This window comes from Methylobacterium sp. AC315 (genome assembly GCF_979253755.1).
In genome coordinates, this window is record NZ_CEEDEA010000008.1 from 235,202 (window position 1) to 261,123 (window position 25,922).

The 25,922-nt window shown below is 70.6% G+C and carries 24 protein-coding genes; 18 read left to right on the forward strand and 6 right to left on the reverse strand.

Annotated features, from left to right (window positions below; translation table 11 throughout):
- Positions 1-348: 348 nt before the first annotated feature.
- The 3 genes from AC0IY0_RS16180 to AC0IY0_RS16190 all read left to right on the forward strand — a co-directional run bounded on the left by AC0IY0_RS16180 (position 349) and on the right by AC0IY0_RS16190 (position 2,032).
- Positions 349-771, forward strand: coding sequence for a Ros/MucR family transcriptional regulator (locus tag AC0IY0_RS16180; RefSeq protein ID WP_419830912.1), 423 nt, complete (start codon positions 349-351; stop codon positions 769-771).
- A gap of 115 nt (positions 772-886) precedes the next feature.
- Entirely contained in the window at positions 887-1,099 is a 213-nt protein-coding gene (locus AC0IY0_RS16185) for a hypothetical protein (protein ID WP_471764593.1), read from the forward strand.
- 90 nt (positions 1,100-1,189) lie between these two features.
- Positions 1,190-2,032 carry a DUF6456 domain-containing protein gene (locus AC0IY0_RS16190; protein WP_471764594.1) on the forward strand — a complete coding sequence of 281 codons (843 nt, stop codon included), beginning with the start codon at positions 1,190-1,192 and terminating at the stop codon, positions 2,030-2,032.
- Positions 2,033-2,140: 108 nt separating this feature from the next.
- On the opposite strand, the gene AC0IY0_RS16195 is transcribed toward AC0IY0_RS16190, so the two are convergent.
- From AC0IY0_RS16195 to AC0IY0_RS16210, 4 genes are all read right to left on the reverse strand, one after another.
- Positions 2,141-2,572 (reverse strand): SufE family protein, encoded by a 432-nt coding sequence (locus tag AC0IY0_RS16195; protein WP_147910409.1) that lies wholly within the window; start codon positions 2,570-2,572, stop codon positions 2,141-2,143.
- Between the two features lie 96 nt (positions 2,573-2,668).
- Entirely contained in the window at positions 2,669-3,760 is a 1,092-nt protein-coding gene (locus AC0IY0_RS16200) for a sensor histidine kinase (protein ID WP_187193426.1), read from the reverse strand.
- Between the two features lie 520 nt (positions 3,761-4,280).
- Entirely contained in the window at positions 4,281-4,646 is a 366-nt protein-coding gene (locus AC0IY0_RS16205) for a response regulator (RefSeq protein ID WP_147910408.1), read from the reverse strand.
- A 20-nt stretch (positions 4,647-4,666) separates the two neighbouring features.
- The gene (locus AC0IY0_RS16210) at positions 4,667-4,960 is read right to left on the reverse strand and encodes an STAS domain-containing protein (RefSeq protein ID WP_147910407.1); all 294 of its coding nucleotides are present in this window, start codon (positions 4,958-4,960) and stop codon (positions 4,667-4,669) included.
- Positions 4,961-5,407: 447 nt separating this feature from the next.
- Here AC0IY0_RS16210 and AC0IY0_RS16215 point away from each other — a divergent pair, with 447 nt between their 5' ends.
- The 9 genes from AC0IY0_RS16215 to AC0IY0_RS16255 all read left to right on the forward strand — a co-directional run bounded on the left by AC0IY0_RS16215 (position 5,408) and on the right by AC0IY0_RS16255 (position 18,588).
- Complete coding sequence (locus AC0IY0_RS16215) at positions 5,408-6,547, forward strand: methyl-accepting chemotaxis protein (protein ID WP_471764623.1); 1,140 nt, start codon at positions 5,408-5,410, stop codon at positions 6,545-6,547.
- A gap of 379 nt (positions 6,548-6,926) precedes the next feature.
- Positions 6,927-9,077, forward strand: a complete 2,151-nt coding sequence (locus tag AC0IY0_RS16220; protein ID WP_471764596.1) for a chemotaxis protein CheA — start codon at positions 6,927-6,929, stop codon at positions 9,075-9,077.
- Positions 9,077-9,538 (forward strand): chemotaxis protein CheW, encoded by a 462-nt coding sequence (locus tag AC0IY0_RS16225; RefSeq protein WP_147910928.1) that lies wholly within the window; start codon positions 9,077-9,079, stop codon positions 9,536-9,538. The genes AC0IY0_RS16220 and AC0IY0_RS16225 overlap by 1 nt, the downstream gene beginning before the upstream one ends.
- Positions 9,539-9,557: 19 nt before the next feature.
- Complete coding sequence (locus tag AC0IY0_RS16230; RefSeq protein WP_471764598.1) at positions 9,558-11,747, forward strand: HAMP domain-containing methyl-accepting chemotaxis protein; 2,190 nt, start codon at positions 9,558-9,560, stop codon at positions 11,745-11,747.
- A gap of 126 nt (positions 11,748-11,873) precedes the next feature.
- Positions 11,874-13,796: a CHASE3 domain-containing protein gene (locus AC0IY0_RS16235; protein ID WP_471764599.1), complete on the forward strand. Its 1,923-nt coding sequence runs from the start codon at positions 11,874-11,876 to the stop codon at positions 13,794-13,796.
- Positions 13,797-13,929: 133 nt separating this feature from the next.
- Complete coding sequence (locus AC0IY0_RS16240; RefSeq protein ID WP_471764601.1) at positions 13,930-15,996, forward strand: methyl-accepting chemotaxis protein; 2,067 nt, start codon at positions 13,930-13,932, stop codon at positions 15,994-15,996.
- A gap of 156 nt (positions 15,997-16,152) precedes the next feature.
- Positions 16,153-16,626 carry a chemotaxis protein CheW gene (locus tag AC0IY0_RS16245; RefSeq protein WP_147910601.1) on the forward strand — a complete coding sequence of 158 codons (474 nt, stop codon included), beginning with the start codon at positions 16,153-16,155 and terminating at the stop codon, positions 16,624-16,626.
- Positions 16,627-16,648: 22 nt separating this feature from the next.
- Positions 16,649-17,494, forward strand: a complete 846-nt coding sequence (locus AC0IY0_RS16250; protein ID WP_419830909.1) for a CheR family methyltransferase — start codon at positions 16,649-16,651, stop codon at positions 17,492-17,494.
- On the forward strand, positions 17,491-18,588 hold the full coding sequence (locus AC0IY0_RS16255) for a protein-glutamate methylesterase/protein-glutamine glutaminase (RefSeq protein ID WP_471764603.1): 1,098 nt from the start codon (positions 17,491-17,493) through the stop codon (positions 18,586-18,588). The genes AC0IY0_RS16250 and AC0IY0_RS16255 overlap by 4 nt, the downstream gene beginning before the upstream one ends.
- A gap of 25 nt (positions 18,589-18,613) precedes the next feature.
- Here AC0IY0_RS16255 and AC0IY0_RS16260 read toward each other — a convergent pair whose 3' ends face one another.
- Complete coding sequence (locus AC0IY0_RS16260; RefSeq protein ID WP_471764604.1) at positions 18,614-19,504, reverse strand: LysR family transcriptional regulator; 891 nt, start codon at positions 19,502-19,504, stop codon at positions 18,614-18,616.
- Positions 19,505-19,591: 87 nt separating this feature from the next.
- Here AC0IY0_RS16260 and AC0IY0_RS16265 point away from each other — a divergent pair, with 87 nt between their 5' ends.
- On the forward strand, positions 19,592-19,993 hold the full coding sequence (locus AC0IY0_RS16265) for a DUF4260 domain-containing protein (protein WP_419830906.1): 402 nt from the start codon (positions 19,592-19,594) through the stop codon (positions 19,991-19,993).
- A gap of 288 nt (positions 19,994-20,281) precedes the next feature.
- On the opposite strand, the gene AC0IY0_RS16270 is transcribed toward AC0IY0_RS16265, so the two are convergent.
- Positions 20,282-20,737: a hypothetical protein gene (locus AC0IY0_RS16270; protein ID WP_471764605.1), complete on the reverse strand. Its 456-nt coding sequence runs from the start codon at positions 20,735-20,737 to the stop codon at positions 20,282-20,284.
- 671 nt (positions 20,738-21,408) lie between these two features.
- Here AC0IY0_RS16270 and AC0IY0_RS16275 point away from each other — a divergent pair.
- The 5 genes from AC0IY0_RS16275 to AC0IY0_RS16295 all read left to right on the forward strand — a co-directional run bounded on the left by AC0IY0_RS16275 (position 21,409) and on the right by AC0IY0_RS16295 (position 25,881).
- Positions 21,409-21,696, forward strand: a complete 288-nt coding sequence (locus AC0IY0_RS16275; protein ID WP_147940569.1) for a DUF3761 domain-containing protein — start codon at positions 21,409-21,411, stop codon at positions 21,694-21,696.
- Between the two features lie 113 nt (positions 21,697-21,809).
- Entirely contained in the window at positions 21,810-22,520 is a 711-nt protein-coding gene (locus AC0IY0_RS16280; RefSeq protein WP_419830904.1) for a hypothetical protein, read from the forward strand.
- Entirely contained in the window at positions 22,486-23,796 is a 1,311-nt protein-coding gene (locus AC0IY0_RS16285) for a DNA-packaging protein (RefSeq protein ID WP_471764607.1), read from the forward strand. The genes AC0IY0_RS16280 and AC0IY0_RS16285 overlap by 35 nt, the downstream gene beginning before the upstream one ends.
- Before the next feature lie 166 nt (positions 23,797-23,962).
- Complete coding sequence (locus AC0IY0_RS16290) at positions 23,963-24,154, forward strand: hypothetical protein (RefSeq protein WP_147910588.1); 192 nt, start codon at positions 23,963-23,965, stop codon at positions 24,152-24,154.
- Between the two features lie 536 nt (positions 24,155-24,690).
- Entirely contained in the window at positions 24,691-25,881 is a 1,191-nt protein-coding gene (locus AC0IY0_RS16295; RefSeq protein WP_471764608.1) for a phage portal protein, read from the forward strand.
- The last annotated feature ends 41 nt before the right edge of the window (positions 25,882-25,922 follow it).

Here is a 25,922-nt window from a genome sequence, read left to right on the forward strand (position 1 = left end):
GGGGATGTGTCCCGCCCGGGGCCGGGACGCAAGCCGCCGCGACGCCGGAACCGGCCAGGACATAACTTTAGGTAGGTTTCAAGAAAATGACGGTCTACTTCTAGATGGGATGGCGGAACTTTAAGTATCGCGCAACCGAAACATCGACGCGTATCCGTAATGATGTTCTAACTTGTAATACAAAACCACCTGTTGTACCTTCGTATGAGGGATCGATTGGTGCACTCCCGGCCTGGGGCCGCTTGTTTGTGCCGGGTGCCACTCTGTCCCGATGCCTGCATCAGGCGCTGCTTGAACTGGCGAGGGCAGAAGCGAGACGCACGCTTCTTAGGAAATCGGGGGGACGTGGTGGAAGAGAACAGGAACGGGATCGATCTCGTCGGTGCGACGGCCGATATCGTGGCGGCCTATGTCAGCAACAACGCCGTCCCGGTGGGCGAATTGCGGCCGTTGTTCGGGAATGTCTACGCGGCCCTGAAACGGGTCGCGGAGGACCATGCCGGCCCGGTGGACGCGCGGGCGGAACCGGCGGTCCCGGTCGAGGGCTCGGTGACGGCGGATTACATCGTCTGCCTGGAGGACGGGCGGACGTTCAAGTCGCTCAAGCGGCATCTCCGCTCGAAGTACGGGATGAGCCCCGAGCAATACCGCGCGAAGTGGAAATTGCCCGCCGATTACCCGATGGTGGCGCCGAACTACGCCAAGGCCCGCTCCGAACTCGCCAAGGCGATCGGGCTGGGCCGGCCCGACGCCTTCCGGAGCGCCGCCTGAGGGCGAGCCGACCGGGACCGCGAGCCGGGAAACCGGGACGCCGTCGGACGTTGGGTTGCGATGGCGCGCTTCCTGCGAGGCCATCGAACCCCCGTCCGGCGCCGAGGTGCTGAGCATGAACGCCATTCCCGACCCGCAGGACGGCGATCCCGCGGAGGACATCGTGCGGGTGAACGCCGCCCTCTCCGAATGGGCCGCGCGTTCCGCCGCCGACAGCGCAACGCTGATCGATCGCTTCGAAGACCTGGGCTACGCGGTCCGGGGCAAGTCCGAGGCGGAGATCGCCGAGATCCTCCGCCGGCCGCCGACGGGACAGCGTCGGACCTGAATCCCGTATTAGGTAAATAAGCCTTGACAATCGGGCCGATCGGCCGGTAGGCGTGGTGACGGGCCTTGCGTACCGGGATTGGAACAAAACATGAACAAAAAGGCGAAGTCCAGCCGGGCGAAGGCGGCGGCGCGTGGGACGGCCGGGACGCTCCTGACGTCCGAGGCGGCGCGGCTTCTGGCCCGGCTCGGGGAGGCCGGGGCCTATGCCCGGCCGGATCCGCTCACCGAGGACGGGCTGCTCGTCCGCCGCGGCGGCGACGGGGTCTCGGTGGGGAGCGGACGCTTCTCCTGCGCGGCCGGGCAGGCGCTGGTCGAGGCCGACCTCGCCGCCTGGAACCCGGGCGGCACCCGGCTGACGCTCGGCACGGCCGGGCAGGCGCGGCTGCGGCGCGGCGCGGCCCCGGACGGGATGGCGTTCCTGGCCCAGCACCACGATCTCACGGTCGAGCCAGGCAGCGGGCCGGAGCCGACCCTGCGCAACGCCTCGGAAAATCCTCTGGCCTGGATGGTCCGGCGCCGGGGCGGCGACGGCGCACCGCTGATCGACCCGGCCGCCTTCGAGGCCGGCGAGCGGCTGCGCCGGGACATGACCACGGCCGCGATGCTGCCCCGGATGGGGATCGAACTCGGCGCCCCCAGGGTCGACGGCGGCAGCGCCCGCGACCCGGCCGCCGCCTCCGACCAGGTGATCGCCGCGCGCCAGCGGGTCCGCGGCGCCCTCGACGCCGTGGGCGGCGACCTGTCGGGGCTGCTGATCGACCTGTGCGGCTTCCTCAAGGGCCTGGAGCGGATCGAGGCCGAGCGCCGCTGGCCGGCCCGCTCGGCCAAGGTCGTGGTCCGCATCGCCCTGGGGCGGCTGGCCGAGCATTACGGCCTGGCACGCGAGGCGACCGGACCGGACCACGGGCGGTTGCGGCTGTGGCGGGCGTGAGGGGGACCGGTGCGGACGCCGGAGGGGTCTCGGCTTCACCCTTTGCATCCGGCGATGCGGGAATGCGCCAGCCCGCGCGGGTGAGGGGCCGGCCGAGTCGGCCCGATCCTACGCCTCGGCCCCCAGGAACCGCACCGAATCCCGGTGGACCCGGTCGGCCATGGCGCGGACGCCGTTCGAGCGTTGCGGGGTCAGGTGCTCGCCCAGGCCCAGCTTGGTGTAGAGTGCGAACGCGTCGGTCTCCGCGGCCTCGCGCAGGGGTTTGCCGTCGAACAGCGCGATCATCAGCGCCACGAGGCCGCGCACGATGTGGGCGTCGCTGTCGCCGCGCATACGCAGGCGCGGCTCCGAGTCCGAGCGGTCGACGTCGAGGTCGATCCAGACCTGGCTGGCGCAGCCCTGGACCTTGTTGGTCTCGGCGTGCAGCGCCGGGTCCGGCGGCGGCAGGGCGCGTCCCAGCTCGATCAGGTAGCGGTAGCGCTCTTCCCAATCGTCGATGAACGCGAAATTCTCGACGATGGTGTCGATCGGGGGAACCATGGTGGACCGGATCCGGATTTGGGCGGGGCCGCTATACGGCGCTGGGGGAGATCTGGCGACTCCCGTGCGAACCACCAGGGGGCGCGGCGCCGGAGATCAGGTCTCCGGCGGCTGCGTCGGCGGCAGGGTCAGCATCAGGGGCGTGGCCGTGCTGGCATCGCCCGCGACCTGGATCTCGGCCTGGGCCGCGTAGGCCGCGATCAGGCGCGGCCCGAGCTTGGGGATGTTGGACCGTCCGGTGGCGGCCATCTCGCTCACCCCGGAGACGATCGAGACGCGCAGCGGCTGCCCCTCCGCGCGCTCGATCTCGATGGCGATCGAGCAGGCGACGTGCTCGGCGGTGGCGTCCAGGCACTCGGCCACGATCTCGGCGACGATCATGCCCAGGGCGTTGGCGGTGCGCGGCTCGACCAGCCCGGTCCCGGAGCCGCCGACCTGCACGCCGATCCGTCCGGCCCGGCGCAGCTGCCCGAGGCCCGAGGCCAGGCGGTGCAGGTAGTCGTGCAGGTCGATCGACGCGATGTGAGGGGCCTCGTGCAGGTGCTGCTGTACCAGGGCGATCGCCCGCACCCGCTGGCCCAGCGCCTCGAAGCTGCCGCGGCACGGTTCCGGGGCGGCCCGCCCGTACAAGCCGATCAGGCTGACCATCACCTGGAGGTTGTTGCGGACCCGGTGGTAGACCTCGGCGAGCAGCGCCTCCTTCTCGGCGAGCGCCTGCTCGATATGCTCCTCCGCATGCTTGCGGTCGGTGATGTCGAAGCAGGTGCCGAGATAGCCCTGGAACCGGCCGTCCTCCACGAGCGGGCGGGCGGTGTCGAGCAGCCAGCGGTAGACGCCGTCGTGCCGCCGAAGCCGGAATTCCACCGTGAACGGCGAGCGCGCCGCGAACGCCTCCGAGACGATCTGGGCGTGGCGCTCGAAATCCTCGGGATGCAGGCCGCTGCGCCAGCCGACGCTCAGCTCCTCTTCGAGGGGCCGGCCGGTGAACTCCAGCCAGCACTCGTTGTGGTGGACCGCGTGGCCGTTCTCGTCCGAGCGCCACAGCATCAGCGGCACCACGTCGGCGAACCGCCGGAAGCTGTCGCCCAGCGCGACGCTGCCCGTCAAAGCGGCCCCGTGCGACGGATCTCCCGCCTGGTCGGCCGCCGGCGGCGCAGCCATTCCGGACCCTGGTGGCTGACCGCCCATTCTGTACCCGACCCGCTGTGTCGAACTGTGTGAGACGCCGTGATTGGTTCGTGATTGCGCCGGTCAACGTGCCGGTCGGGTCCCCGTTCCGATCCCACGTTGCCGCTGCCGCCGTCATCCACACGGGCCTGTGGATTCCCGCACGCGGCGGGATCGGGGTTACACGGGCTGGACGATTCATCTCCCGAGGGTGGGTCCCACACGCGATCACCCGCGCCGTCATTCCGGGGCGCCGCAGGCGAGCCCGGGATCCAGAACCGCCGTCGGTGCAGGAGCTTAATACGCCGGCGTCTCTGGATCCCGGGCTCCGCCGCGCAGCCCCGGAATGACGGCGCGGGGCTGTATCGGTCAGGTCGTCACGAGAAAAAGACTGAGCCGTCCGCCCTGAGCGGAGATTAAAATTCTCCCCTGTCTGACCCGCAGTCACAAGGGGGCGGGGGAAACGCGTTGCGTTTCCGAGGCTTGCCGCCGAACGGCCCTGTTGTGTGCATCCGGTGGACCGCTCGGGAGAGGCGGCGGCTCAAGCCCGGATCAGCTTCGACACCACCGCCAGGAGCTGTTCCGGCTTGAACGGCTTGGTGATCCAGCCGGTGGCGCCGGCGGACTTGGCCTGCTGTTTCACCGACTCGTCCGATTCCGTGCTCAGGAACAGGATCGGCACGCCCGCGCAGGACGGCACGGTGCGCAGCTGCCGGATCATCTCGATGCCGTTCATCACCGGCATGTTGAGGTCGGTGATCACCAGGTCGATCGCCCCGGCCTTCGCCTTGGCGAGACCCTCGGCGCCGTCCGCGGCCTCGATCACCGTGTGGCCGGCGGGGCTCAGCACGATCTTGATCATCTGCCGGATGCTGGGCGAATCGTCGACGGCGAGAACGGTGGCCATGGTGGGGCGCGGTCCTGGGATCAGAGAGCGGGAGCGGCGTCGAACGGGGCGTGCGGTGCGATGCCGGCGCGCCGGAACGCCGTCACGACCGGGTCGGGCAGGTTGGTCAGGTCTAGGGTGAGGCCGCGCCGGCCGGCGGTCCGGGCGGCCGCGGCGACGAGCTGGACGAAGGTGATGTCGGTCCGTTCGATCGCGGCACAATCCAGCACGAGCCGCGACCCGCCCTCGATGGCGGCCAGCACATCGTCCTGGAGCGCCTGCGCGGTCCGCAGCGTACAATCGGCCGGCATCGTGAGGGTGAGGTGTTCGGCCATGAGCAATCCGCTGCTGAGGCGCGGCCGGACTGGCTGCAGCCGTACGCATAAAGAGTCGCGCCCGTTAAAGTTTCCTTGAGCTGACCATAACAGCCATGATTGTCCGACCCGTCGCGCTGCAATTCCTGTTGAAAACTGCTCGACCGGACCGGCGAAGCGGTTTTATATTTGCCGAATTCATTGGTTTTATTTCGGCATACCGGTTCGGCTGTGACTGGTATCCGACTGTATTTCAGCACCAATACGCGGCTTGTATTGATATTGACGTTTCTTGAGATGATGATCGCTTCAAAGCACAATGAGTCACATCATCTGCATGATCGGAGGTCAGACTGCCCGGAGCATAACTTTTCATTCAGATGACGCGGCTAGGAACCCGATGATTGATAGTCCTGCGTTCAAGCCTGTCCCCGGCAAGATCTGGCAGAGTCCGAGGAATACACGGTGATGGCCTTCTGGGGGCGCGCGAATCTCAGGACAGCTCGGGCGGACGCAGCGGATCCGCGCGCGGCTCAAGAGTCCGACCGGGCCGACGCCGTCGCCGACACCGTCGCCGAGACCGCCGCCGAGCCTGTGGTGGTGCGTCCGGAGGGCCGGGGCGCGGCCGCCGACGTGCTCCAGGCGCGGCTCGGCCTGTCGGAGGTCCAGCGCCGGACCCTGGATGCGCTGATCGACGAGCTCGGGATCATCTCGGCGGATGTCGAGGCCGACGTGCACGGCGTGTCGGACCGGTTCCAGCGGATCGCCACGACGACGCGGGGCCAGTCCGAGATCGTGCAGGGGCTGGTGACGGCGGTCCAGTCGGTCCGGATCGACGGGGCCGAACGGCCGCTCGCCGAGGTCGCGGGGGCGCTCGGCGAGATCCTGGCGATGCTCAACGACCGGATCGGCTTCATGGCGTCGCGCGGCGCCACCATGGGGGATGCGCTGAACGGCGTGCTCGGCGAATTGTCCTCCGTGGACGGCAGCATCGCCGAGATCGAGAAGATCAACCGCCAGACCAACCTGCTGGCGCTGAACGCCAAGATCGAGGCGGCCCGGGCCGGGGAGGCCGGGAAGGCGTTCGCGGTGGTCGCCGACGAGGTCCGCAGCCTCGCCGGCACGATCAACGCCCTGTCGGGGGTGATCAAGCGGCAGATCGGCTCGATCGCCACCGGTCTGCGCAGCAGCCACGCGTTGCTGCACGACATCGCCACCATCGACATGTCGGAGGAGAGCCGCAACGCCGACGCCCGGGTCCGCCTGGTGATGCAGGCCCTGGTCGAGCAGAGTTCGCGATTCGCCGGCGTGCTGAGCCAGACCGTGCAGACCACCGAGGCGATCACCCAGGACGTTTCGGGCGCGATCGTGGCCATGCAGTTCCAAGACCTCGCCAAGCAGCGGATGCAGAACCTGCAGGCGATCCTGCGGGCGCTTCCGGCGGCCCCGGAGGCCGGCGCCGGGTCGGAGCGGGACTGGGCGGCCGCGATGATCGCCGGGTGTACCCTCGGCGAGGTCCGGGAGCGGATGTCCCACCGCCTGCTGGGCCAGGCGGCACCGGCGCGGCTGCACGACGACGATCCTCTGGCCGGCATCGACCTGTTCTGACTTCGCGCCCGTCTTCGGTGCGCGATGGGCGTATCCGATGCAAAAAATCTAGGGCGTTATGTAGAATTGGCGATTAGTCTGCGGAATTATTAGATTAATCTCGCTGTAGGTCTCCATATTTTGCAATCGAGAGCCGATTTTGTTCATCGCACCAAAATTAGGTTTCTTAAAGAAACGTATTTTAGCGCTGGAAAAGCGCAGATCCGAGATTTTTTATGGACAAAGCGCTTCATTTTTTAACGGGTTTAAAGTATGGTGTGGCCTGATTGATAGACCTGATCTCGGCTCTATCGTGGGGTATAGCCTTTGGGCAGCGTCCTCGGTGGGCGCGTGATCGCCCGGGTATTTTCGAAGACGGCGCAACGGGATCCGCTCGACGATGACTGATCACGATCCACGCGCGGTGTTCCTGGCGGAGGCCAATGAGCTTCTCGACCGCCTTGAGACCACGCTGCTCGACCTCGGCGACCGGCCCGGCGAAACCGCGCTGGTCGACACCGCGTTCCGGGCCCTGCACACGATCAAGGGATCGGGGGCGATGTTCGGCTTCGACCGGGTCGCGGCCTTCACGCACGATTTCGAGACCGCCTTCGACCTGGTCCGGCGCGGCGCGGTGCCGATCAGCGCCGAGCTGGTCAACGTCTCCCTCTCGGCGAAGGACTACATCCGCACGCTGATCGAGGATCCGGAGGCCACCGCCCCGGTGATCGGCGATGCGATCCTGGCCGAGCTCGAGCGCCTGGTCGGCCGCGCGCAGGCCCAGCCGGCGCAGCAGGAGGGGGCGAAGTCGATCGCCGACGCGCCCGAGCCGGCCGCAGGCTGGCGGATCGGGATCGCGTTCGCCCCGGAGGTGCTGCGCAACGGCACCAACCCGCTGGCGCTGCTCGACGAGCTGCGCGAACTCGGCCCCTGCACACTGGTGCCCCGCCTCGACGCGCTGCCCGACCTCAGCGCCCTGGACCCGGAAAGCCTGGCGCTTGGCTGGGACGTGACCCTGTGCGGCGCCGCGACCCGGGAGGCGATCGAGGACGTCTTCCTGTTCGCGCGCGACGACATGGTGCTGACCCTGGCGCCGTTGCTGCATGGATCCCAGGACGCACCTCCGGGCGTCCCGGACCCAGAGCAGGAGCGGTCCGCCCTGCCGGCCGTCGCGCCGGCATCTGCGCCGGTGCCGGCTCCCGCGCCCGTCCCCGCGCCCGTCCCCGCGCCAGCCCCCGCGCCAGCCCCCGTGCCGGCGGTGTCGGAGACGGCGCCTGCGCCCGTGGCCCGGCCGCCGACCGTGCCGCCGCCGGCGGCAAAAACACCTGGGCGGCGCGGCCCCGCCCGCAGTGCCGAGCCGCGCGCGGCCAGCACCATGCGGGTCGAGGCCGAGCGGCTGGACGAGCTGCTCGACCGGGTCGGCGAACTGGTGATCGCCCAGGCCCGGCTGAGCCAGCTGGCCGGCCTCCACGCCGATGCCGGGCTCCAGACCATCGCGGAGGAGATCGAGCGGCTGTCGGCGCAGCTGCGCGACACCACCATGAGCATCCGCATGGTGCCGATCGGGGCCCTGTTCAGCCGGTTCCGGCGCCTCGTCCACGACCTGTCGGGGGATCTCGGCAAGCCCGTGACCTTCGTGACCGAGGGCGAGGACACCGAACTCGACAAGACCGTGATCGAGCGCCTGGCCGATCCGCTGGTACACCTCATCCGCAACGCCATCGACCACGGGATCGAGGATCCCGCCCGCCGGGGCGCCTCCGGCAAGAGCGCCACCGGGCGGATCACGCTCAGCGCCGAGCATGTCGGCGCCCAGGTCCACGTCAGCGTGCGCGACGACGGCGCCGGGCTCAACGTGGCGCGCATCCGCGCCAAGGCCGAGGAGCGCGGGCTGGTGGCGCCCGGCACCCCGCTCACCGACCAGCAGGTCTACCAGTTCCTGTTCGCGCCGGGCTTCTCCACGGCCCAAGCGATCTCGTCGCTGTCGGGCCGCGGCGTCGGCATGGACGTGGTCAAGCGGACCATCGAGGCCCTGCGCGGCTCGATCGACATCACCACCGAGCCGGGGGCGGGCACCGCCCTCGTGCTGCGCCTGCCGCTGACGCTCGCGATCATCGAGGGCCTGCTGATCCGGGTCGGCGACGGCCGCTACGTGCTGCCGCTGGCGGCCGTGGAGGAATGCGTCGAGCTGCCCGAGGGGGGGCGCAGCGACCGCGGCCGGGACTTCCTCAACATCCGCGGCGACCTCGTGCCGTTCCTGCGGCTGCGCACCCTGTTCGCGGCGGCCGGCGAGCCCGACCGCTACCAGAAGGTGATCATCGTCTCGGTGGGCGAGGCCCGGTTCGGGCTCGTGGCCGACCAGATCCTCGGCAATCACCAGACGGTGATCAAGTCGCTGTCGAAGCTGCACGCCGACGTCACGACCTTCTCGGGCGCCACGATCCTGGGCGACGGCACCGCGGCCCTCATCATCGACCCGGCCCAGCTGATGGCCGGCGGGCAGATCGGCGCCGCCCCGGACGGGCTGCGCGAATACCGCGAGGTGGCGTGATGACCGATTTCGTCGATGCGATCGAGCAGGGCCACGCCTTCCAGGTCGTGATGATGCGGATCGGCACCGAGACCTTCGCGCTCGGGGCCGGGATGGTGCGCGAGATCATCGACCCCATCCCGACCACCCGGGTCGCCGGGGCGCGGCCGCATCTCGGCCACGTGGTCAACGTGCGCGGCAACGTGGTGCCGCTCGCCGACATCCGCGAGCGCTTCGGCATGCCGATGGACGCCGCGACGGCCGATACCCGGTTCGTGGTGATCGAGCTGGATCTCGACGGCGACCCGACCCTGGTCGCACTCGTGGCCGACAAGGTGTTCGAGGTGACCTCGGTGCCCCTCGAGACCCGCCAGCCGGCTCCGACGATCGGCACGTCGTGGCGGCCCGAATACATCCGTTCCATTGTAAAGTCCGGGGAAGAGTTCGTCATTATTCCGGACATGCAACAAATATTAAATTGATTGTGCTTGGAGATTGTCGATGCGCTTTTCAATCAAAGCCAAGCTCGCGGCCGGGTTCGGCGTCATGCTCATCCTCGTCGGACTGGCGGGTTGGGTCGGTTATTACAAGCTCGTGAATACCGATGCGGCCCTGCAATACGTGCTCGGCCGCGCGGACCTGAACACCCTCGCGCTGGAGGCCAAGTCCGATCTGTTCAACGCCATATCGCTGACGCGCGCCGCGGTGATCGCAGTCGACGACGACCAGATGGCGGTTTTCGCCAAGCAAGCGGCGGAGAGGCGCAGCGCCGTCCAGGCAAAGCTGTCCAAGATCAAGGATCAGATCGATACCGAGAAGGGCCTGCGGCTCTACGATGAGGTCAAGGGCCGGCTCGAGAAGCAGGCGGTGATCGCCGGCCAAGTCGTCACGCTGACCCAGGTCAATTCCAATGTCCGGACCTGGACCGAGATCGAAACGGTCGGCATCCCGGCACTGAGGGCCCTGCAGGCGGATCTCGAGGCTGTTTCGGCGAAGGCCGGGACCGACGCCGGCGTGGCCCGCGCCGTCGCCGCATTCCAGATCCAGATCGAACGGGCCTGGGGCGGCCTGAAGGCCACCACCGGGGCGATCAGTTACCCCGCGCTGGAGCAGCATGTAAAAGCCGCGCGGACGTTGGAATCCAACCTCGCGCCGAGGCTCGACGCGCTGCTCCGCGCCCTGGCCGAGTCCAAGCACGGTATGGCCGGAGACCATAGCCAGGGGCCGCCCGTCCGGCCCTCGTTCGACCTCTGGATCGCCTCGTTCCGAAAGGCCCTGGCCACGGTCGAGAACGGCGCGACCATCCGCGCCGCCGACCTTGCTGCGGGCGACTACGTCACCGCCAGCACGGCGACCCTGCAGGCCATCGACGCCTTGGCTCAGTACGAGACCCAGCAGATGGCCGACGCGGCCGAGCACGCCCGGGTGGAAACGCGAGACGGGCGGACGATCCTGATCGCCACGGTCGCCGGGGCGCTGCTCCTCGGATTCATCATCGCCACCTGGCTCGCCGTCTCGATCGCGCGCGGTCTCCTGCGGGCGGTCTCACTTGCCGAGGCCGTCGCGGTGGGAGACCTCGGCACGACGATCACCGTGACCTCGCGGGACGAGATCGGCGACCTCGTGGCCGCCCTGAACCGCATGACCGCCAGCCTCAACGACACGGCCGCGATCGCCAACGCGATCGCGGCGGGCGACCTCACGGTCGAGGCGCGCCCCCTCTCCGACAGGGACTCGATGGGCCGGGCGCTGCAGACGATGCTGGGCAAGCTCCGGGCGATTGTGGCCGACGCGTCGGTCGCGGCCGGCAACGTGTCGGCGGGCTCGCAGGAGCTGTCGGCCTCGGCCGAGCAGCTGTCGCAGGGCTCCACCGAGCAGGCGGCCTCCACCGAGGAGGCCTCGGCGTCGATGGAAGAGATGGCCGCCAACGTGAAGCAGAACGCGGAGAACGCCAGCCAGACCGAGACCATCGCGCGCCAGTCGGCCAAGGATGCCGAGGCCAGCGGCGCCGCGGTGGGACGCGCCGTCGATGCGATGCAGACCATCGCCCAGAAGATCACCATCGTGCAGGAGATCGCCCGCCAGACCGACCTGCTGGCCTTGAACGCCGCCGTCGAGGCGGCCCGCGCCGGGGAGCACGGCCGGGGCTTCGCGGTGGTGGCGTCCGAGGTGAGGAAGCTCGCCGAGCGCAGCCAAGCGGCGGCCGCCGAAATCGGGACGCTGTCCTCCGACACGGTCAAGGCGGCCCAGCAGGCCGGCGAGATGCTCGGGCGTCTGGTGCCCGACATCCGCAGGACTGCGGGGCTGGTGGAGGAGATCTCCGCGGCGTGCCGGGAGCAGGATGTCGGCTCGGCCCAGATCAACCAGGCGATCCAGCAGCTCGACAAGGTGACCCAGCAGAACGCCAGCGCATCCCAGCAGGTCTCGGCGACCTCCGAGGAGCTGGCGACCCAGGCCGAGCGGCTTCAGGCGACCATCGCCTACTTCCGCATCGAGGAGGCGGCCACGGGTGGCGAGGCCGCGGCCGCACAGCTGCGGACGACGGCAGCCCGGATGGCCGTGCCGGCCAGGGCCGCAGCCAAGCACCGCCCCGTCCGGAGCGCTCCGGTCGCGGTGGCCTCGCAGCCGGGCTTCGTCCTGAACATGAACGAGGGCGACGCCCGCGATTCGGAGTTCATCCGCGCCGCCTGAGCGGCGCCGACCTGGCGTCCTGTCCAGGCCGTCGCCGCCACGATCAACCGCCGTCCGGCCCCACCCGGACCCCGCCAACCGCAGGGTGCTCCCCGATCGAGATCCCCGCCCCCAAGGATGAAGGCCATGAACCTGCTCGACAACATTTCGATCCCGCGAAAGCTGTTCCTGGCCTTCACCCTGATGCTGGTGGTCAGCCTCGGCATCAACGGTATCGTGTACTGGAAATCAGCCGAGATCCGTCAGTCGGTGAACTGGACCGACCACACCATCAAGGTGATCGACACCGCCGACCGGGCGCTGGCCGGCATGGTCAACCAGGAGACCGGCTATCGCGGCTTCCTGCTCTCCGGGGATGCCAAGTTCCTGGCGCCCTACCAGAAGGGCTGGGAGGCCTTCAACGTTGCCTGGCGGCAGGCCAAGGCGCTGACCTCCGACAACCCGGCCCAGCAGGAGCGGCTCGAGACGATTCGCAAGCAGGCCGAGGCCTGGCATGACGGCGTCGCCGAGAAGGGCATCGCCGGGATGGCCAATCCCGAGACCCGCGAGGCCGCGCGCCAGACCGAGATCGCCGGCGCCGGCAAGGCGGCCATGGACGGCCTGCGCGCCGAGGTCGCCGAGATGGTCAACGTCGAGAACACCCTGATGCGCACCCGCCAGGACGCGCAGAATGCGGCCTTCGAGACCACGACGCAGATGATCCTGCTCGGCATCGCGGCCAACCTCGTGATCGCCGTCGCGATCGGGTTCGTGCTGGTCCGCACCGTGGCGAAGCCGGTCACCGCAATCAGCACCCGCCTGGCGACCCTGGCGACGCCGTTCGAGACCGGCCGCCTCGACGAGGTCGGCCGGATCCAGGGCACCGCTCTGGCGGTGGAGCAGGCCTTCCGGGAGATCTCGGACGTGCTGGCCGCCGCCTCGCTCGGCGACTTCACCAAGACCCTCACGAAGGATTTCGGCGGGCTCAGCAGCGAGGTCCAGGCCCATCTCCGGGCGACGACCGACAACCTGCAGGTAATCGCCGGCGTCGCCTCGGCGATCGCGGCGGGCAACCTGACCATCGAGGCCAAGCGCCTGTCCGACAAGGACGTGCTCGGCATCGCCCTGGAGCAGATGCTGGGCAAGCTCCGGGCCGTGGTGACGGAGGCCGCCACCGCCGCCGGCAACGTGTCGGCGGGTTCGCAGGAGCTGTCGGCCTCGGCCGAGCAGCTGTCGCAGGGCTCCACCGAGCAGGCGGCCTCCACCGAGGAGGCGTCCGCCTCCGTCGAGGAGATGGCCGCCAACGTGAAGCAGAACGCCGAGAACGCCAGCCAGACCGAGGCGATCGCGCGCCAGTCGGCCAAGGATGCCGAGGCCAGCGGCGCCGCGGTGGGACGCGCCGTCGATGCGATGCAGACCATCGCCCAGAAGATCACCATCGTGCAGGAGATCGCCCGGCAGACCGACCTCTTGGCGCTCAACGCCGCCGTGGAGGCGGCCCGCGCCGGCGAGCACGGCCGGGGTTTCGCGGTGGTGGCGTCCGAGGTGAGGAAGCTCGCCGAGCGCAGCCAAGCGGCGGCCGCCGAGATCGGGACGCTGTCCTCCGACACGGTCAAGGCGGCCCAGCAGGCCGGCGAGATGCTCGGGCGTCTGGTGCCCGACATCCGCAGGACTGCGGGGCTGGTGGAGGAGATCTCCGCGGCGTGCCGGGAGCAGGATGTCGGCTCGGCGCAGATCAACCAGGCGATCCAGCAGCTCGACAAGGTGACCCAGCAGAACGCCAGCGCATCCCAGCAGGTCTCGGCGACCTCGGAGGAGTTGGCGACCCAGGCCGAGCGGCTTCAGGCGACCATCGCCTACTTCCGCATCGAGGAGGCGGCCACGGGTGGCGAGGCCGCGGCCGTTCGGCTGCGGGCGACCGCAACCCGGATGGGGACGCCCCCAGCCTCGGCCCGGGTGAAGGCCCGTCCCGGCCGGCAGATCCTGCCCTCCGGCGGGGGCTTCGATCTCGACATGAGCGAGGGCGACGCCCGCGACGCACGCGACGCGGACTTCATCCGCGCGGCGTGAGCGGCCGCCCGGAGCCGTTCCCGATCGCGGTGCGACCGGGCGCGCCTCCAACCCCTCGACAGAGAGCCGCCGCCCAACCGCCGTCTACTTGGCGGCGCGCTCTCCAGGCCCAGACACCCGGTAGAGCAGATCCATGCGTTTCACGATCCGAGTCAAACTGGCACTCAGCTTCGGTCTGCTTCTCGTCCTCCTGGGCGGGGCCGGGTACCTCGCCATCGCCAGCCTGAGCGCGTCGAACGCGCGGATGCAGGGCTTCGCGTCCGGCCCGTTCGCGCAGGTCCAGCGCGTCCTGCGCTTCGAAACCCTCTCGGTCGAGGCGGGGCGCATCTTCAACCGCACGCTCCTGGAGCCGACCGATGCCGGGCGCGTGAAGCTCGTGGCCGACTTCAAGAGCATTGACGACCGGTTCCGCGCGCTCCTGCAGGAGTTCTCGGACCAGACCAACGGGGACGAGCGGGCCCGGATCCTGCCCCTGCAGGACACGTGGCGCCGGCTGACCGAGGCCGGTGCCAGGGGCATGGAATTCTCGTCCAAGAACGGCAACAACAATGCCGTCGCCCTGGCCGGCGGCGAGCAGATGACCGCCTACGCGACCGTGATGGCCCGGATCGAGGAGCTGGCCGCCCGCCCGGACCTGTCGGTGGAGAACCGCCGCCTCGTCGACGCGATCGAGCTGCGGGTCACGCGCCTGCTGGCCGAGATCTACCGCGAGGTGATGATCAGCGACGACGGGCTGCTCGCGAAGTACGCCGACCAGTACCAGGAGCATCGCCGCCAGCTCGAGCAGGACCTCGCCCGGCTCACCGAGGCCGGCCGCGCCGCCGGCTTCCTCGACGCGGTCAAGGTCATCGCCGCCGCTGTCAGGACCTGGGAGCCGATCGGAGAGCGGATCTTCACCCTCGGTCTCGCCAACACCGATTCCAAGGCGCTGCAGGTCCTCATCGGCCCGTTCACGCAGGCGCGAATGGCGGTGGTCGACGAGGCCTTGAAGCTGCGCGCCTACGAGGAGGGCATCGCCCAGAGCTTCGTCCGCGACACGCAGGCGGCTTACGAGACCACCCGGATGGTGCTGCTCGCGGTCATCCTCGGCGCGGTGGCGGTCGGGCTCGCCATGGCGATCTGGCTGTCGCTGTCGATCTCCCGGGGCCTGCAGCGGGCCGTCGCCGCCGCCAGCCGCGTCGCCGAGGGCGACCTGAAGCAGGACGTGGCCGCGACCAGCAACGACGAGATCGGCGACCTGCTGAGCGCCGTTCAGGCGATGAACCTGAAGCTGCGCGAGGTCGTGGGCCAGGTCATGCTCGCTTCGAGCAACGTGTCGGCGGGCTCGCAGGAGCTGTCGGCCTCGGCCGAGCAGCTGTCGCAGGGCTCCACCGAGCAGGCGGCCTCCACCGAGGAGGCCTCGGCGTCGATGGAAGAGATGGCCGCCAACGTGAAGCAGAACGCCGAGAACGCCAGCCAGACCGAGACCATCGCGCGTCAGTCGGCCAAGGACGCCGAGGTCAGCGGCGCCGCGGTGGGACGCGCCGTCGATGCGATGCAGACCATCGCCCAGAAGATCACCATCGTGCAGGAGATCGCCCGCCAGACCGACCTGCTGGCCTTGAACGCCGCCGTCGAGGCGGCCCGCGCCGGGGAGCACGGCCGGGGTTTCGCGGTGGTGGCGTCCGAGGTGAGGAAGCTCGCCGAGCGCAGCCAAGCGGCGGCCGCCGAGATCGGGACCCTGTCCTCCGACACCGTCAAGGCGGCCCAGCAGGCCGGCGAGATGCTCGGGCGGCTGGTGCCCGACATCCGCAGGACCGCGCTGCTGGTGGAGGAGATCTCCGCGGCGTGCCGGGAGCAGGATGTCGGCTCGGCCCAGATCAACCAGGCGATCCAGCAGCTCGACAAGGTGACCCAGCAGAACGCCAGCGCGTCCCAGCAGGTCTCGGCGACCTCGGAGGAGCTGGCGACCCAGGCCGAGCGGCTTCAGGCGACCATCGCCTACTTCCGCATCGAGGACGCCGAGACGGGCATCGACCAGGCGGTCTCGCGGCTGCGTGGCGTGGCAACCCGGATGGGGACTGCGCCGGCTGCGGCCTCCCCAGCCCGGGGCGGCACCAAGGCCCGCGCCGGCCGGCCGACCCTCGCCCCGGGCGGTGGCTTCGCCCTGGACATGGGCGAGGGCGACGCCCGCGATGCCGACTTCGTCCGCGTCGCCTGACCGATCCCGGCACCGCGCGGGCTCCCTCCGCGCGGCGCCTCCCGTCGAGACGCCCGATCCCCGAGACCCCCGATCCTCACGTCGCCGCGACGAAGCCCCGTGTCCCCCCGCGTTCCGGGCCGGATCCGGCCAGCCGCGACCCAGCCGGAGACCAGCATGTCCAGCCTGTGGCAATACCTGACCCTCGGCCTCGATCGCGAGATCTTCGGGATCGACATCGAATCCGTACACGAGATCCTCGATTACCGCCCGCCGGCGTCCCTGCCGCAGGCGCCGCCGTTCCTGGTCGGCATGATCGACGTGCGCGGCCAGAGCTACCCGGTGGTGGACCTGCGGACCAAGCTCGGCCTGCCGGCGATCCCGGCGACCCCGGCGACCCGGATCATCCTGCTGAACATCCCCATGGGCGACCGGCCGATGCGGGTCGGCTTCGTGGCCGACCGGGTCATCGAGGTGACCGAGCTCGACAGCGCGGAGCTGGAGCCCGCCCCCGATGTCGGCGGCCGCTGGCGCTCGACCTACATCGCCGGCATCGGCCGGAAGGGCGACGCCTTCGTGGTGGTGTTCGACCTCCGGGCGCTGATGGCCGGGGAAGACCCGGCGCTCCTGTTGCCTTCGCTCGCGGCCTGATCGCCCCACCGGGAGCCACACCATGCCGCGCCTGAACGACCGCCATTTCGAAACCGTCGCGGAGATGATCCAGGACCGGGTCGGAATCCAGATCCCACCGGCCAAGCGCACCATGGTGGAAGGCCGGCTGCGCAAGCGCATGCGCGCGCTCGACATCGAGACCCTGACGGAATACGGGCGGCACGTGTTCGATCACGGCCACCTCGCCGAAGAGTTCGTCCACATCGTCGATTGCGTCACCACCAACAAGACCGACTTCTTCCGCGAGCCGGCGCATTTCGACCAGCTCCGGGACGAGCTGATCCCGATGCTGCGCCGGAACGGCATCACGCAGGCGCGGCTCAAGCTGTGGAGTGCGGCCGCCTCCACGGGGGCCGAGGCCTACACCCTCGCGATGGTGCTGCACGACATGGCGATGGCCGGGCACGCCCTCGACTACGCGATCCTCGGCACCGACGTCTCCACGGAGGTGCTGCGGGTCGCCGCCGACGGCATCTATCCGGACGACGTCCTCCAGGCGGTGCCGCCGCATTTCCGCAGGCGCTACGTGATGAACGCCCGCAACCCGTCCTGGAAGGTCGGGCGGATCGTCCCGGAGCTGCGCAGCCGGGTCCATTTCAAGCACCTGAACCTGATGAACGCACAATATCCGGTCGATCGCGACGTGGACATCATCTTCTGCCGGAACGTTTTGATCTATTTCGACAAGGATACCCAGCGGGCTGTGCTGTCCAGGCTGGCCACGCACCTGCGGCCCGGCGGCTTCCTGGTGGTCGGCCACTCGGAATCGATGGCCGGGGCCGGGGTGCCGGGCCTGGCTCAGATCTCCTCGACCATCTTCGGCCGGACGCCGGGCGCGGTCGCGTGAGGCGGGGCGCGCCGATCCGCGTCCTGATCGTGGACGATTCCGCCTCGGTCCGGCAGACCCTGGTGGGCATCCTTGAGGCTGCCCCCGACATCACCGTGCTGGGCACGGCGGCCGACCCGTTCATCGCGGCGCGGCGCATCCACGACGAGGTGCCGGACGTCATCATCCTCGACCTCGAGATGCCCCGGATGGACGGGCTGACCTTCCTGCGCAAGATCATGGCGCAGCGGCCGATCCCGGTGATCGTCTGCTCGACGCTCACCGAGGACGGCTCGCGGACCCTGTTCGAAGTGCTGGAGGCGGGGGCGGTCGATGTCTTCCCGAAGCCCCGCGTCGACACCCGCCAGTTCCTGATGGAATCCTCCGTGCGGGTCTGCGACGCCGTGCGGGCGGCGGCCCGGGCGAAGCTGCGCCCGGGCCTTCCGGCTCCCCGGCCGGTGGAGGCCAAGCTCACCGCCGACGCCGTGCTGCCGCTCAGCGCCCGCCCCCGGGCCCTGGCCGGGACGGATCCGATCGTCTGCATCGGCGCGTCCACGGGCGGCACCGAATCCCTGCGCGACGTGCTGGAGGCGCTGCCGCCGGATTGCCCGGGCCTGGTCATCGTCCAGCACATGCCCGAGCACTTCACGGCGGCCTTCGCCAAGCGGCTGGACGGGCTCTGCGCCATCGCGGTCAAGGAGGCGGAGGACGGCGACGCGGTGGTCCCCGGGCGGGCCCTGATCGCCCCCGGCGGGCGGCACCTGCTGCTCCAGCGCACCGGCATCCGCTACACCGTGGCGGTGAAGGACGGCCCGCTGGTCTCGCGCCACCGCCCGTCGGTGGACGTGCTGTTCCGCGGGGCCGCGCAATGCGCCGGCGCCAACGCGCTCGGCATCCTCATGACCGGCATGGGTGACGACGGCGCCAACGGCCTCCTGGAGATGCGCCGGGCCGGCGCGCTCACGGTGGCGCAGGACGAGGAGAGCTGCGTGGTGTTCGGCATGCCCAAGGAGGCGATCGAGCGCGGCGCCGCGGCCAAGGTCCTGCCGCTGGACCGGCTGTCCCACGAGATCATCCGCTTCGGCTGCGCCCCGGCCCAGCGCCAGCCGGCGTGAGCCAGAGCGCCGCGGGCGCGCGCACTCAGCCGCCGCGCAGCAGGGCGCCGAGCGCGTCCGTCACAAAATCGGCGACGCGGCGGATCCGGGCGTTGCCGCGCACCTCCTCGTGCAGGACCAGCCAGACCGGCAGCGGCGCGAGGGCAAGGCCGATCTGTGCCTGCTCCAGCTCGGGGTGGCGTCCCGCCAGGAGGACCTGGGCGAAGCCGAGGCCGGCCCCGGCCCGCATCAGGTTCCAGTAGGCCATCTGGTCGTCGCAGCGGATCGGGAAATCCGTGCGCGCCGCCCGGAGCCCGTGGGCGGCATAGGCCCGCAGCAGGGCGTCGCTGCGGTCGAAGCCGAGGACGTCGTGCTCATCGAGGTCCGCCACCGTGCGGGGCCGACCGCGGCGCTCGAAATAGCCGTGGGTGCCGAACAGGCCGAGCGGCGCCTCTCCGAGCCTGCGGGCGATCAGCGCATTCTGGGTCGGGTCGAACATCCAGATGGCGATGTCGGCATCCCGGCGCAGCAGGTTCTGGGCCTGATCCGAGGCGACGAGTTCAATCTGGATGCACGGCTCGGCCGCCCGCAGGTCCGCCAGGATCGGCGGCAGCAGCAGGTTGGCGACCATCACGGAGGCCGTGATGCGCACCGTCCCGCGCAGGCCCTGCGCGCGACCCTGCGCCTTGAGCGCGAAGGTTTCGGCGGCTTCGCCCATGGCGCGCGCGGCGTCGATCAGGCCGAGGGCCGCCTCGGTCGGATCGAGCCCCCGGGCCGAGCGTGTGAACAGGGTGACGCCGAGCGCGGTCTCCAGCGCGCGGATATGCCGGCTCAGGGTCGGCTGGGTCGCCCCGATGCGCGCCGCGGCCGCCGACAGCGAGCCGGTCTCCACCACCGCCAGGAAGGCACGCAGCAGGGTCCAGTCGAGGGTATTCATATTTCGGGTACCGCCATGCCGAATCTCGATATCGCCATTCGGAAATGGATCGGCGAGCCTCGGGATCGTCAAGCGGGAGACGACGTCATGGCCGGAATGGTAACGGGAGTGCCGCGGCTGCTCCTGCGTCTCGAAGGCGTCTGCATCGCCGCTGCCGCCACGGTGGCGTATGGCCGCCTGGACGCCGGCTGGTGTCTGTTCGCCCTGCTCTTCTTCGTCCCCGACCTGACCCTGCTGGGCTATGTCGCCGGGCGGTCGGCGGGGGCTGCGCTCTACAACGCCGCACACGGGTACGGCCCGCCTGTCGCCTGCCTGGCCTGGGGCGTGTTCGGGCCGGCCCCGGAGGCCCTCGCGGCGGGGTTGATCTGGGCCGCCCATATCGGCTCCGATCGTGCCCTCGGCTACGGCCTCAAATACGCCGACGGCTTCGGCGTGACGCATCTGGGGCCGCTGGGGGGTGGTCCGAGGGGTTCGCGGGCCGACGCGTGACGGGGCCCCAATCGGCGGCCCCCGGCCCAGCACCGGCTGGCGTCGGGCATCCGAGGCCCGCCCTGTCGGCGCCGTCTGTCGCGATCCGAGGAGCGTGCCGCCCCGCGCCCGTCGATCCAGGAGGCGCGCGAGGCCGGGAAAGACCGGTCAGGCGGGGCTTTCAAAACCGCACGTGCTCCCGCGGGGCCCGACCGGCGCGTCTTCGTGAAGCGCTCACCATCGGAGGGCCGGCGCGCGCCTTCCGGGCCACGACCGAACCCTCCCTGCTTCCGCTGTCCCGGCCACAGGTCAGGCCCGGCGGCGTTGACCCGACAGCGTGTCGTTGGCGACGGCGCGGGGCGCCTCGGACTGGATGTTCACCATCGGCTTGTGCGCGGCGGCGGGATGCCGGCTGCGCACGGCGGCAAGGAGGAGGCCGGCGAAGACCGCCGCGCTTCCCGCGCCGAACGGGGCCAGGAGGACCGCGCCGGGGCCGAACCATGGCCATGCGCCGACACAGGTCAGAATGCCACCCGCCAGGGTGGCCAGCACCAGAACGAACACTTCGCCCCCGTATTCATTTTCGAACGCGTCGCGGACGCGCCAGTCACATAGATTACCGTCGCACAGGTCTCCCCGGCAACCCCGGTATTTTTGCAGGACGCGCGACGAAAACGGCTCGCTCCATGTCCAATACGCAGATCGGACGGGGGTGACTGCAGCGAAAGCACGGTTCGACCAATAAAGTATCGAACCGGATTTCATGGTGCCTCAAGACTTTTTCTAGACCTGTGCTTGGTGTTCGACGGGCGCCGGGCCACCGCATACGCGAAGGTCTGTCTCGATCGCGTGCAGTCCCGGACCTGTCGCTCTGCTCTGGAAGCCTGCGCCGGGGCCATCGACAGCGCTGCCGCTCCCGGGCGCTGCGCGCATCGCCAAACCCGGAAAACCCACCGCAGACGGCAATCAGGAGCCTCTGACGGTGCAGGATCCCGACCCGCCGATGAGGCCGGATCCGGCGCAACATCCGGCCCCGCAAAGGAAATTTCGCCATCGCGCGCCGTCGCGGTGCCGCACGGTGCGGATCGGGTCTCGCCTGGGACGCGGCGCGACCAGCGCGGCCCCGCCGCCCACGATTACAACTTGCGAGATGTTTAAAGCTAACCCGAGATAGTCCGTGACGGCCCCGCATGGGTTGTGTCTGATGCCATTCGACACAACCCATAGGGTACCCTGTGAGACCGAACCCGATCCGCCCCGGGGCTTTGCTGTCGGCCGATGCCGGGCCCGCCCGAGGATCCGGTGGCGGTCGCGGGCCGAGCGCCACCGGCCCGAACGACGTCGCGCGCGACGATTCCCGGGCACCAGTAAGCCCCTTGCCGGCGCGGTCGCCAAGCGCGGTCGCCAAGCGCGGTCGCTATGCCCGGTGCCGACCGGTGAGGCCCCATGCCTGCGCGCGGCTGGCGCTGGCCGGTGCCGTGCTTCTGGGATTCGCGGGCGCCGCCTGCGCCCGGGATGTCCGCGAGCCGGACGAATCGACCCTGGACCGGCATGGCCATTACCGCAGCCGCGACGGCTCCGAGGTGCATCGCCCGGCCAAGACCCGCGACGGCGGCAAGCCGGCCGGCGCCACGGCCAAGTGCCGCGACGACACCTGGAGCTTCAGCCACACGAGGCGCGGCACCTGCTCCGGCCATGGCGGCGTGGCGCGGTGGGAGGGGTGAGGCGGTGCCCCGAAGATCTGCCTAAAATCCGTTTCTAGGATTTTAGGGATTGACACCGTCGCGCTCCTCGGGTACAAGACAGGCACGGTCGAGAAGTGTGCGGAGCGGCGGCGATGCGGTCCTTCGATGCGCTCCCGTCGGAGCGGCGCGCCCTGGCCGAGCAGCTCCTGCGCGAGACTGCGTTGACGCTCGACGAGATCAGCGCCCGCACCGGCGTCAAGCCGGCCACGATCTCCACCTGGAACGCCCGGTCCGGCTGGCTGAGGCCGCGCCGCTGGCGGCAGGACGTGGTGACGCGCTGGCCGGAGGCGCGCCGGGCGGCGCTCGGCCGCCTCATCGGCGCGGCGCAGAACGATCCCGGCGACGTCGCCGAGGCGGTCGGGATCGGGCGCGACGCCGCCCGCCGGCTGATGGCGGTCTGCGGCGTGGCCCGGCCCGAGCCGCCGGCCGAGCCCGAACGTGAGCCCCAGACCGAGCTTTCGGAGGCGGCGGTCGAGCGCGGGATCCTCGATCCGGACTCGGCGGCAGACCCACCCGTCCTGCGGGCGCACCTGCGCGCCCACATCGCCCGGCAGATCGCCGCCTTCGACGCCGCCTTGAGCGGGCAGGGGGCGGCGGTGCTGGATTCCGCCCGGGTGCTCCGCGACCTCGGCGGCCTCAAGCGGCTGCTCGACGAGATCGCTCCGGGGCAGGCGCATGCGCGGACCGGCGGACAGGCGCAGGGGGAGGGCGGCGATGGCGGCACCGGACCCGACCTGCCTGCGCTCCGCACGGAGATCGCGCGCCGCTATGCTGGCTTTGTCCGCGACCGGAAGGCTGCCTGACTTCCTCGCGGCCCTGCCGGCGCCGTTGGTCTGCGCCCTGGCCGACGACTGGCTGCACCAGGCCCGCCCCGACCAGCTGCCGCCCGCCGAGACCGCGACGCCCTGGACCACCTGGGCGGTGATCGGCGGCCGCGGCTGCGGCAAGACCCGCACCGGAGCCGAGTGGGTCGACGCGCTGGCCCGGGGCGATCCGGCCTTCACGCCGGAGCCGGTCGGGCGCATCGCCCTGGTGGGCGAGACCCATCTCGACGTGCGCGACGTGATGGTCGAGGGGCCGTCCGGCCTGCTCAACCTGCCGGCCCGGGGCCGGGTGCGCCCGCGCTGGTCGCCGAGCCTGCGCCGGCTCGCCTGGGACAACGGCGCGGTGGCCCAGGCCTTCTCGGCGGAGGAGCCCGACGCGCTGCGCGGCCCGCAATTCGGCGCCGCCTGGTGCGACGAGGCCGCCAAGTGGCGCCGGCCCGAGGCCGCGTTCGACATGCTGCAATTCGGGCTGCGGCTGGGCACCCGCCCGCGCAACCTCGTCACCACCACGCCCAGGCCGGTGCCGCTGATCCGCCGCCTGCTCGCCGACCCGCGCACCGTGGTCAGCCGCGCCCGCACCCACGACAATGCCCGGCACCTCGCCCCGGATTTTCTGGAGCAGGTGGTCGGGCGCTATGCCGGCACCCGCCTCGGCCGCCAGGAACTCGACGGCGAGCTGATCGCCGACCGGGACGATGCCCTGTGGGACCGTGCCGCCCTGGAGGCCGGCCGGGTCGGCGCCGCCCCGGAGCTCGCCCGGATCGTGGTGGCCGTGGATCCGCCCGCGACCTCGGGCGCGCGCTCGGATGCCTGCGGGATCGTGGCCGCGGGTCGGGCCGGCACCCACGCCTACGTGCTGGCGGACGCGAGCCTCGCTCGGGCGAGCCCCCAGGCCTGGGCCGGGGCAGCGCTGGCGCTCTATCATCGGTTTCGGGCCGACGCCCTGGTGGTCGAGGTCAACCAGGGCGGCGAGATGGCCGCCGCGGTCCTGGCCCAGTGCGACCCGGCGGTGCCGGTCACGCCCGTCCGCGCGACGCGGGGCAAGTACCTGCGCGCCGAGCCGGTGTCGCTGCTCTACGCCCGGGGGCTCGTCCACCATGTCGGGGCCTTCCCGGCCCTGGAGGACGAGCTGTGCGATTTCGGTCCGGACGGCCTGTCGAGCGGCGGCTCGCCCGATCGCCTCGACGCCCTGGTCTGGGCGGTGACGCACCTGCTGCTCGACGCACCCCGCGCGCCGCGGATCCGCGGCCTCTGAAACCAAATTGTGCGCGGTCACACGGGAACGTGACGCCGGGCTGCATCCTTAAATTGCATACACGCAGGGCGACTGCTATAAACCCGTGTACATCGGAGGATGGCCCGTGAACTCGGATGTTAATCCTGAGAGCTGTCTGTCCGACGGAGCCCATCGGCGCCTCCGGATGATCGCTGAGACCCTCGGCTGCCCGGTGGGCGATTTCTACGGTGTGGCGACGGTCCGTCCCGACCTGAGCGCGACGGTCGAGCTGCTGCGCCTGTGGAACGCGATCGCGAGCGAGACCGATCGGGCCGCGGTTCTGCGCTGCGCCCGAGAGGCCGCCAACGTCGTCAGCCGCGAAGTCGAGGCCGTCTGATCGGCGTCGCGGCGTTCGGTTTTCGCCCCGCATCATCCGAAACTCGGCGCCCATCGTTCGGGACGACGCCTGAGCCCTGCATTCCTCGAATCGGAATACCCTGCAGCCTTGAAGCGGTAAGTCTCTCGGTCGGCGGAGGCGCGTGGCGCCCGTTCCGCATCGTCTGCGCGCGTCGGCTGCCGACACAACGCTTCGGGGTCCCGGAGCGCGGCTGGGATGGCGCGCGCGCAGGGCGCCGGATCGAAGGCCTGCTTTCGAGGCGGGCACAAAACAATACGGCGCGCCTCTGCGGGAAGCGCGCCGGGAGTCGGTTCGTGGTCTCTGGAACGAACTGCATCCTGAATACACGACTTCGCCCTTCCGGGCTGTAGCGCTGTCGCCACGGTGCCCGTTTGGGTGCGGTGTATTCGCCGCAGCCGCAATGGTGCCCGCGGGCGCAGGCCGAGAGAATCCTAAGCCTCCCGGTCCAGGCCCGGCCCTCCCGGGCCGGCGGACGCTCGGAGATCGACATCATCATGGCGCAGGAGCGGACCGGCATGGCGACTTTCCTCGATCGGATGGCGCGGGTGGCGCGCCGCGCCACCGGGGGCCCTCCGGGGCCGGCCCTCGCCACCAAGGCCGCCCCGGCCTTCGCGCTCTACACCGACGGGCGAGCGAGCTGGACCGCCCGGGACCCGGCGGCGCTGGCAAGGGCCGGCTACCAGCGCAACCCGATCGTGCACCGGGCGGTCCGGCTGGTCGCCGAGGGGGCGGCCAGCCTGCCGCTCATGGCCACCGGACCGGGCGCCGGCCATGCGGCCGATCTCCTGGCGCTGCTCGCCCGGCCGAACCCGCGCGAGAGCGGCACGCGCCTGCTCGAGACCGTCTACGCGGACCTGACGCTCAGCGGCACCGCCTACCTGGAAGCGGTGAGCCTCGACGGGCGGATCGCGGCCCTGCAGACCCTGCGGCCCGGCCGGATGCGGATGCTGCCGGGTCCCGACGGCTGGCCCGCCGCCTACGTCTACACGGTGGGCGGCAGCAGCCGGCGGTTCGACCTGCCGACACCCGGCGCGCCCGAGGTGGCCCCGATCCTGGCGCTCAGCCTGTTCCACCCGGACGACGACTATGCCGGCCTCGCCCCGATCGAGGCCGCCGCCACCGCCCTCGACATCCACAACGCCGCGAGCGCCTGGAACAAGGCGCTGCTCGACAACGCGGCCCGGCCTTCGGGTGCGCTGGTCTTCGCCGGCGCGGCGCTCACCGAACCGCAATTCGACCGGCTGAAGGCCGAGCTGGAGGCGAATTACCAGGGGGCCGCCAATGCCGGCCGGCCGCTGCTCCTGGAGGGCGGCCTGGACTGGAAGCCCCTGGCGCTGTCGCCCCGGGACATGGACTTCGTCGAGGCCAAGAACGCCGCCGCCCGGGAGATCGCCCTGGCGTTCGGGGTACCGCCCCTGCTGCTCGGCCTGCCCGGCGACAGCACCCACGCCAACTACGCCGAAGCCAACAGGGCGCTCTACCGCCAGACCCTGATCCCGCTCGCCGCCCGCACCGCCCAGGCGCTGGCCGTCTGGCTGGAGCCGGCCTTCGGACCGATGGACCTGGAACCCGACCTCGACCGGATCGAGGCTCTGTCGGGCGAGCGGGAATCCCTGTGGCGCCGGGTCGAGGCGGCCGGGTTCCTGTCGGTCTCCGAGAAGCGCGAGGCGGTGGGCTACCCGCCGGAGCCGGAGGCGGGCGGGTGAAGGGCGCGCCGCCTGCCAGACCCGCGCGCTCTCCCGACCCC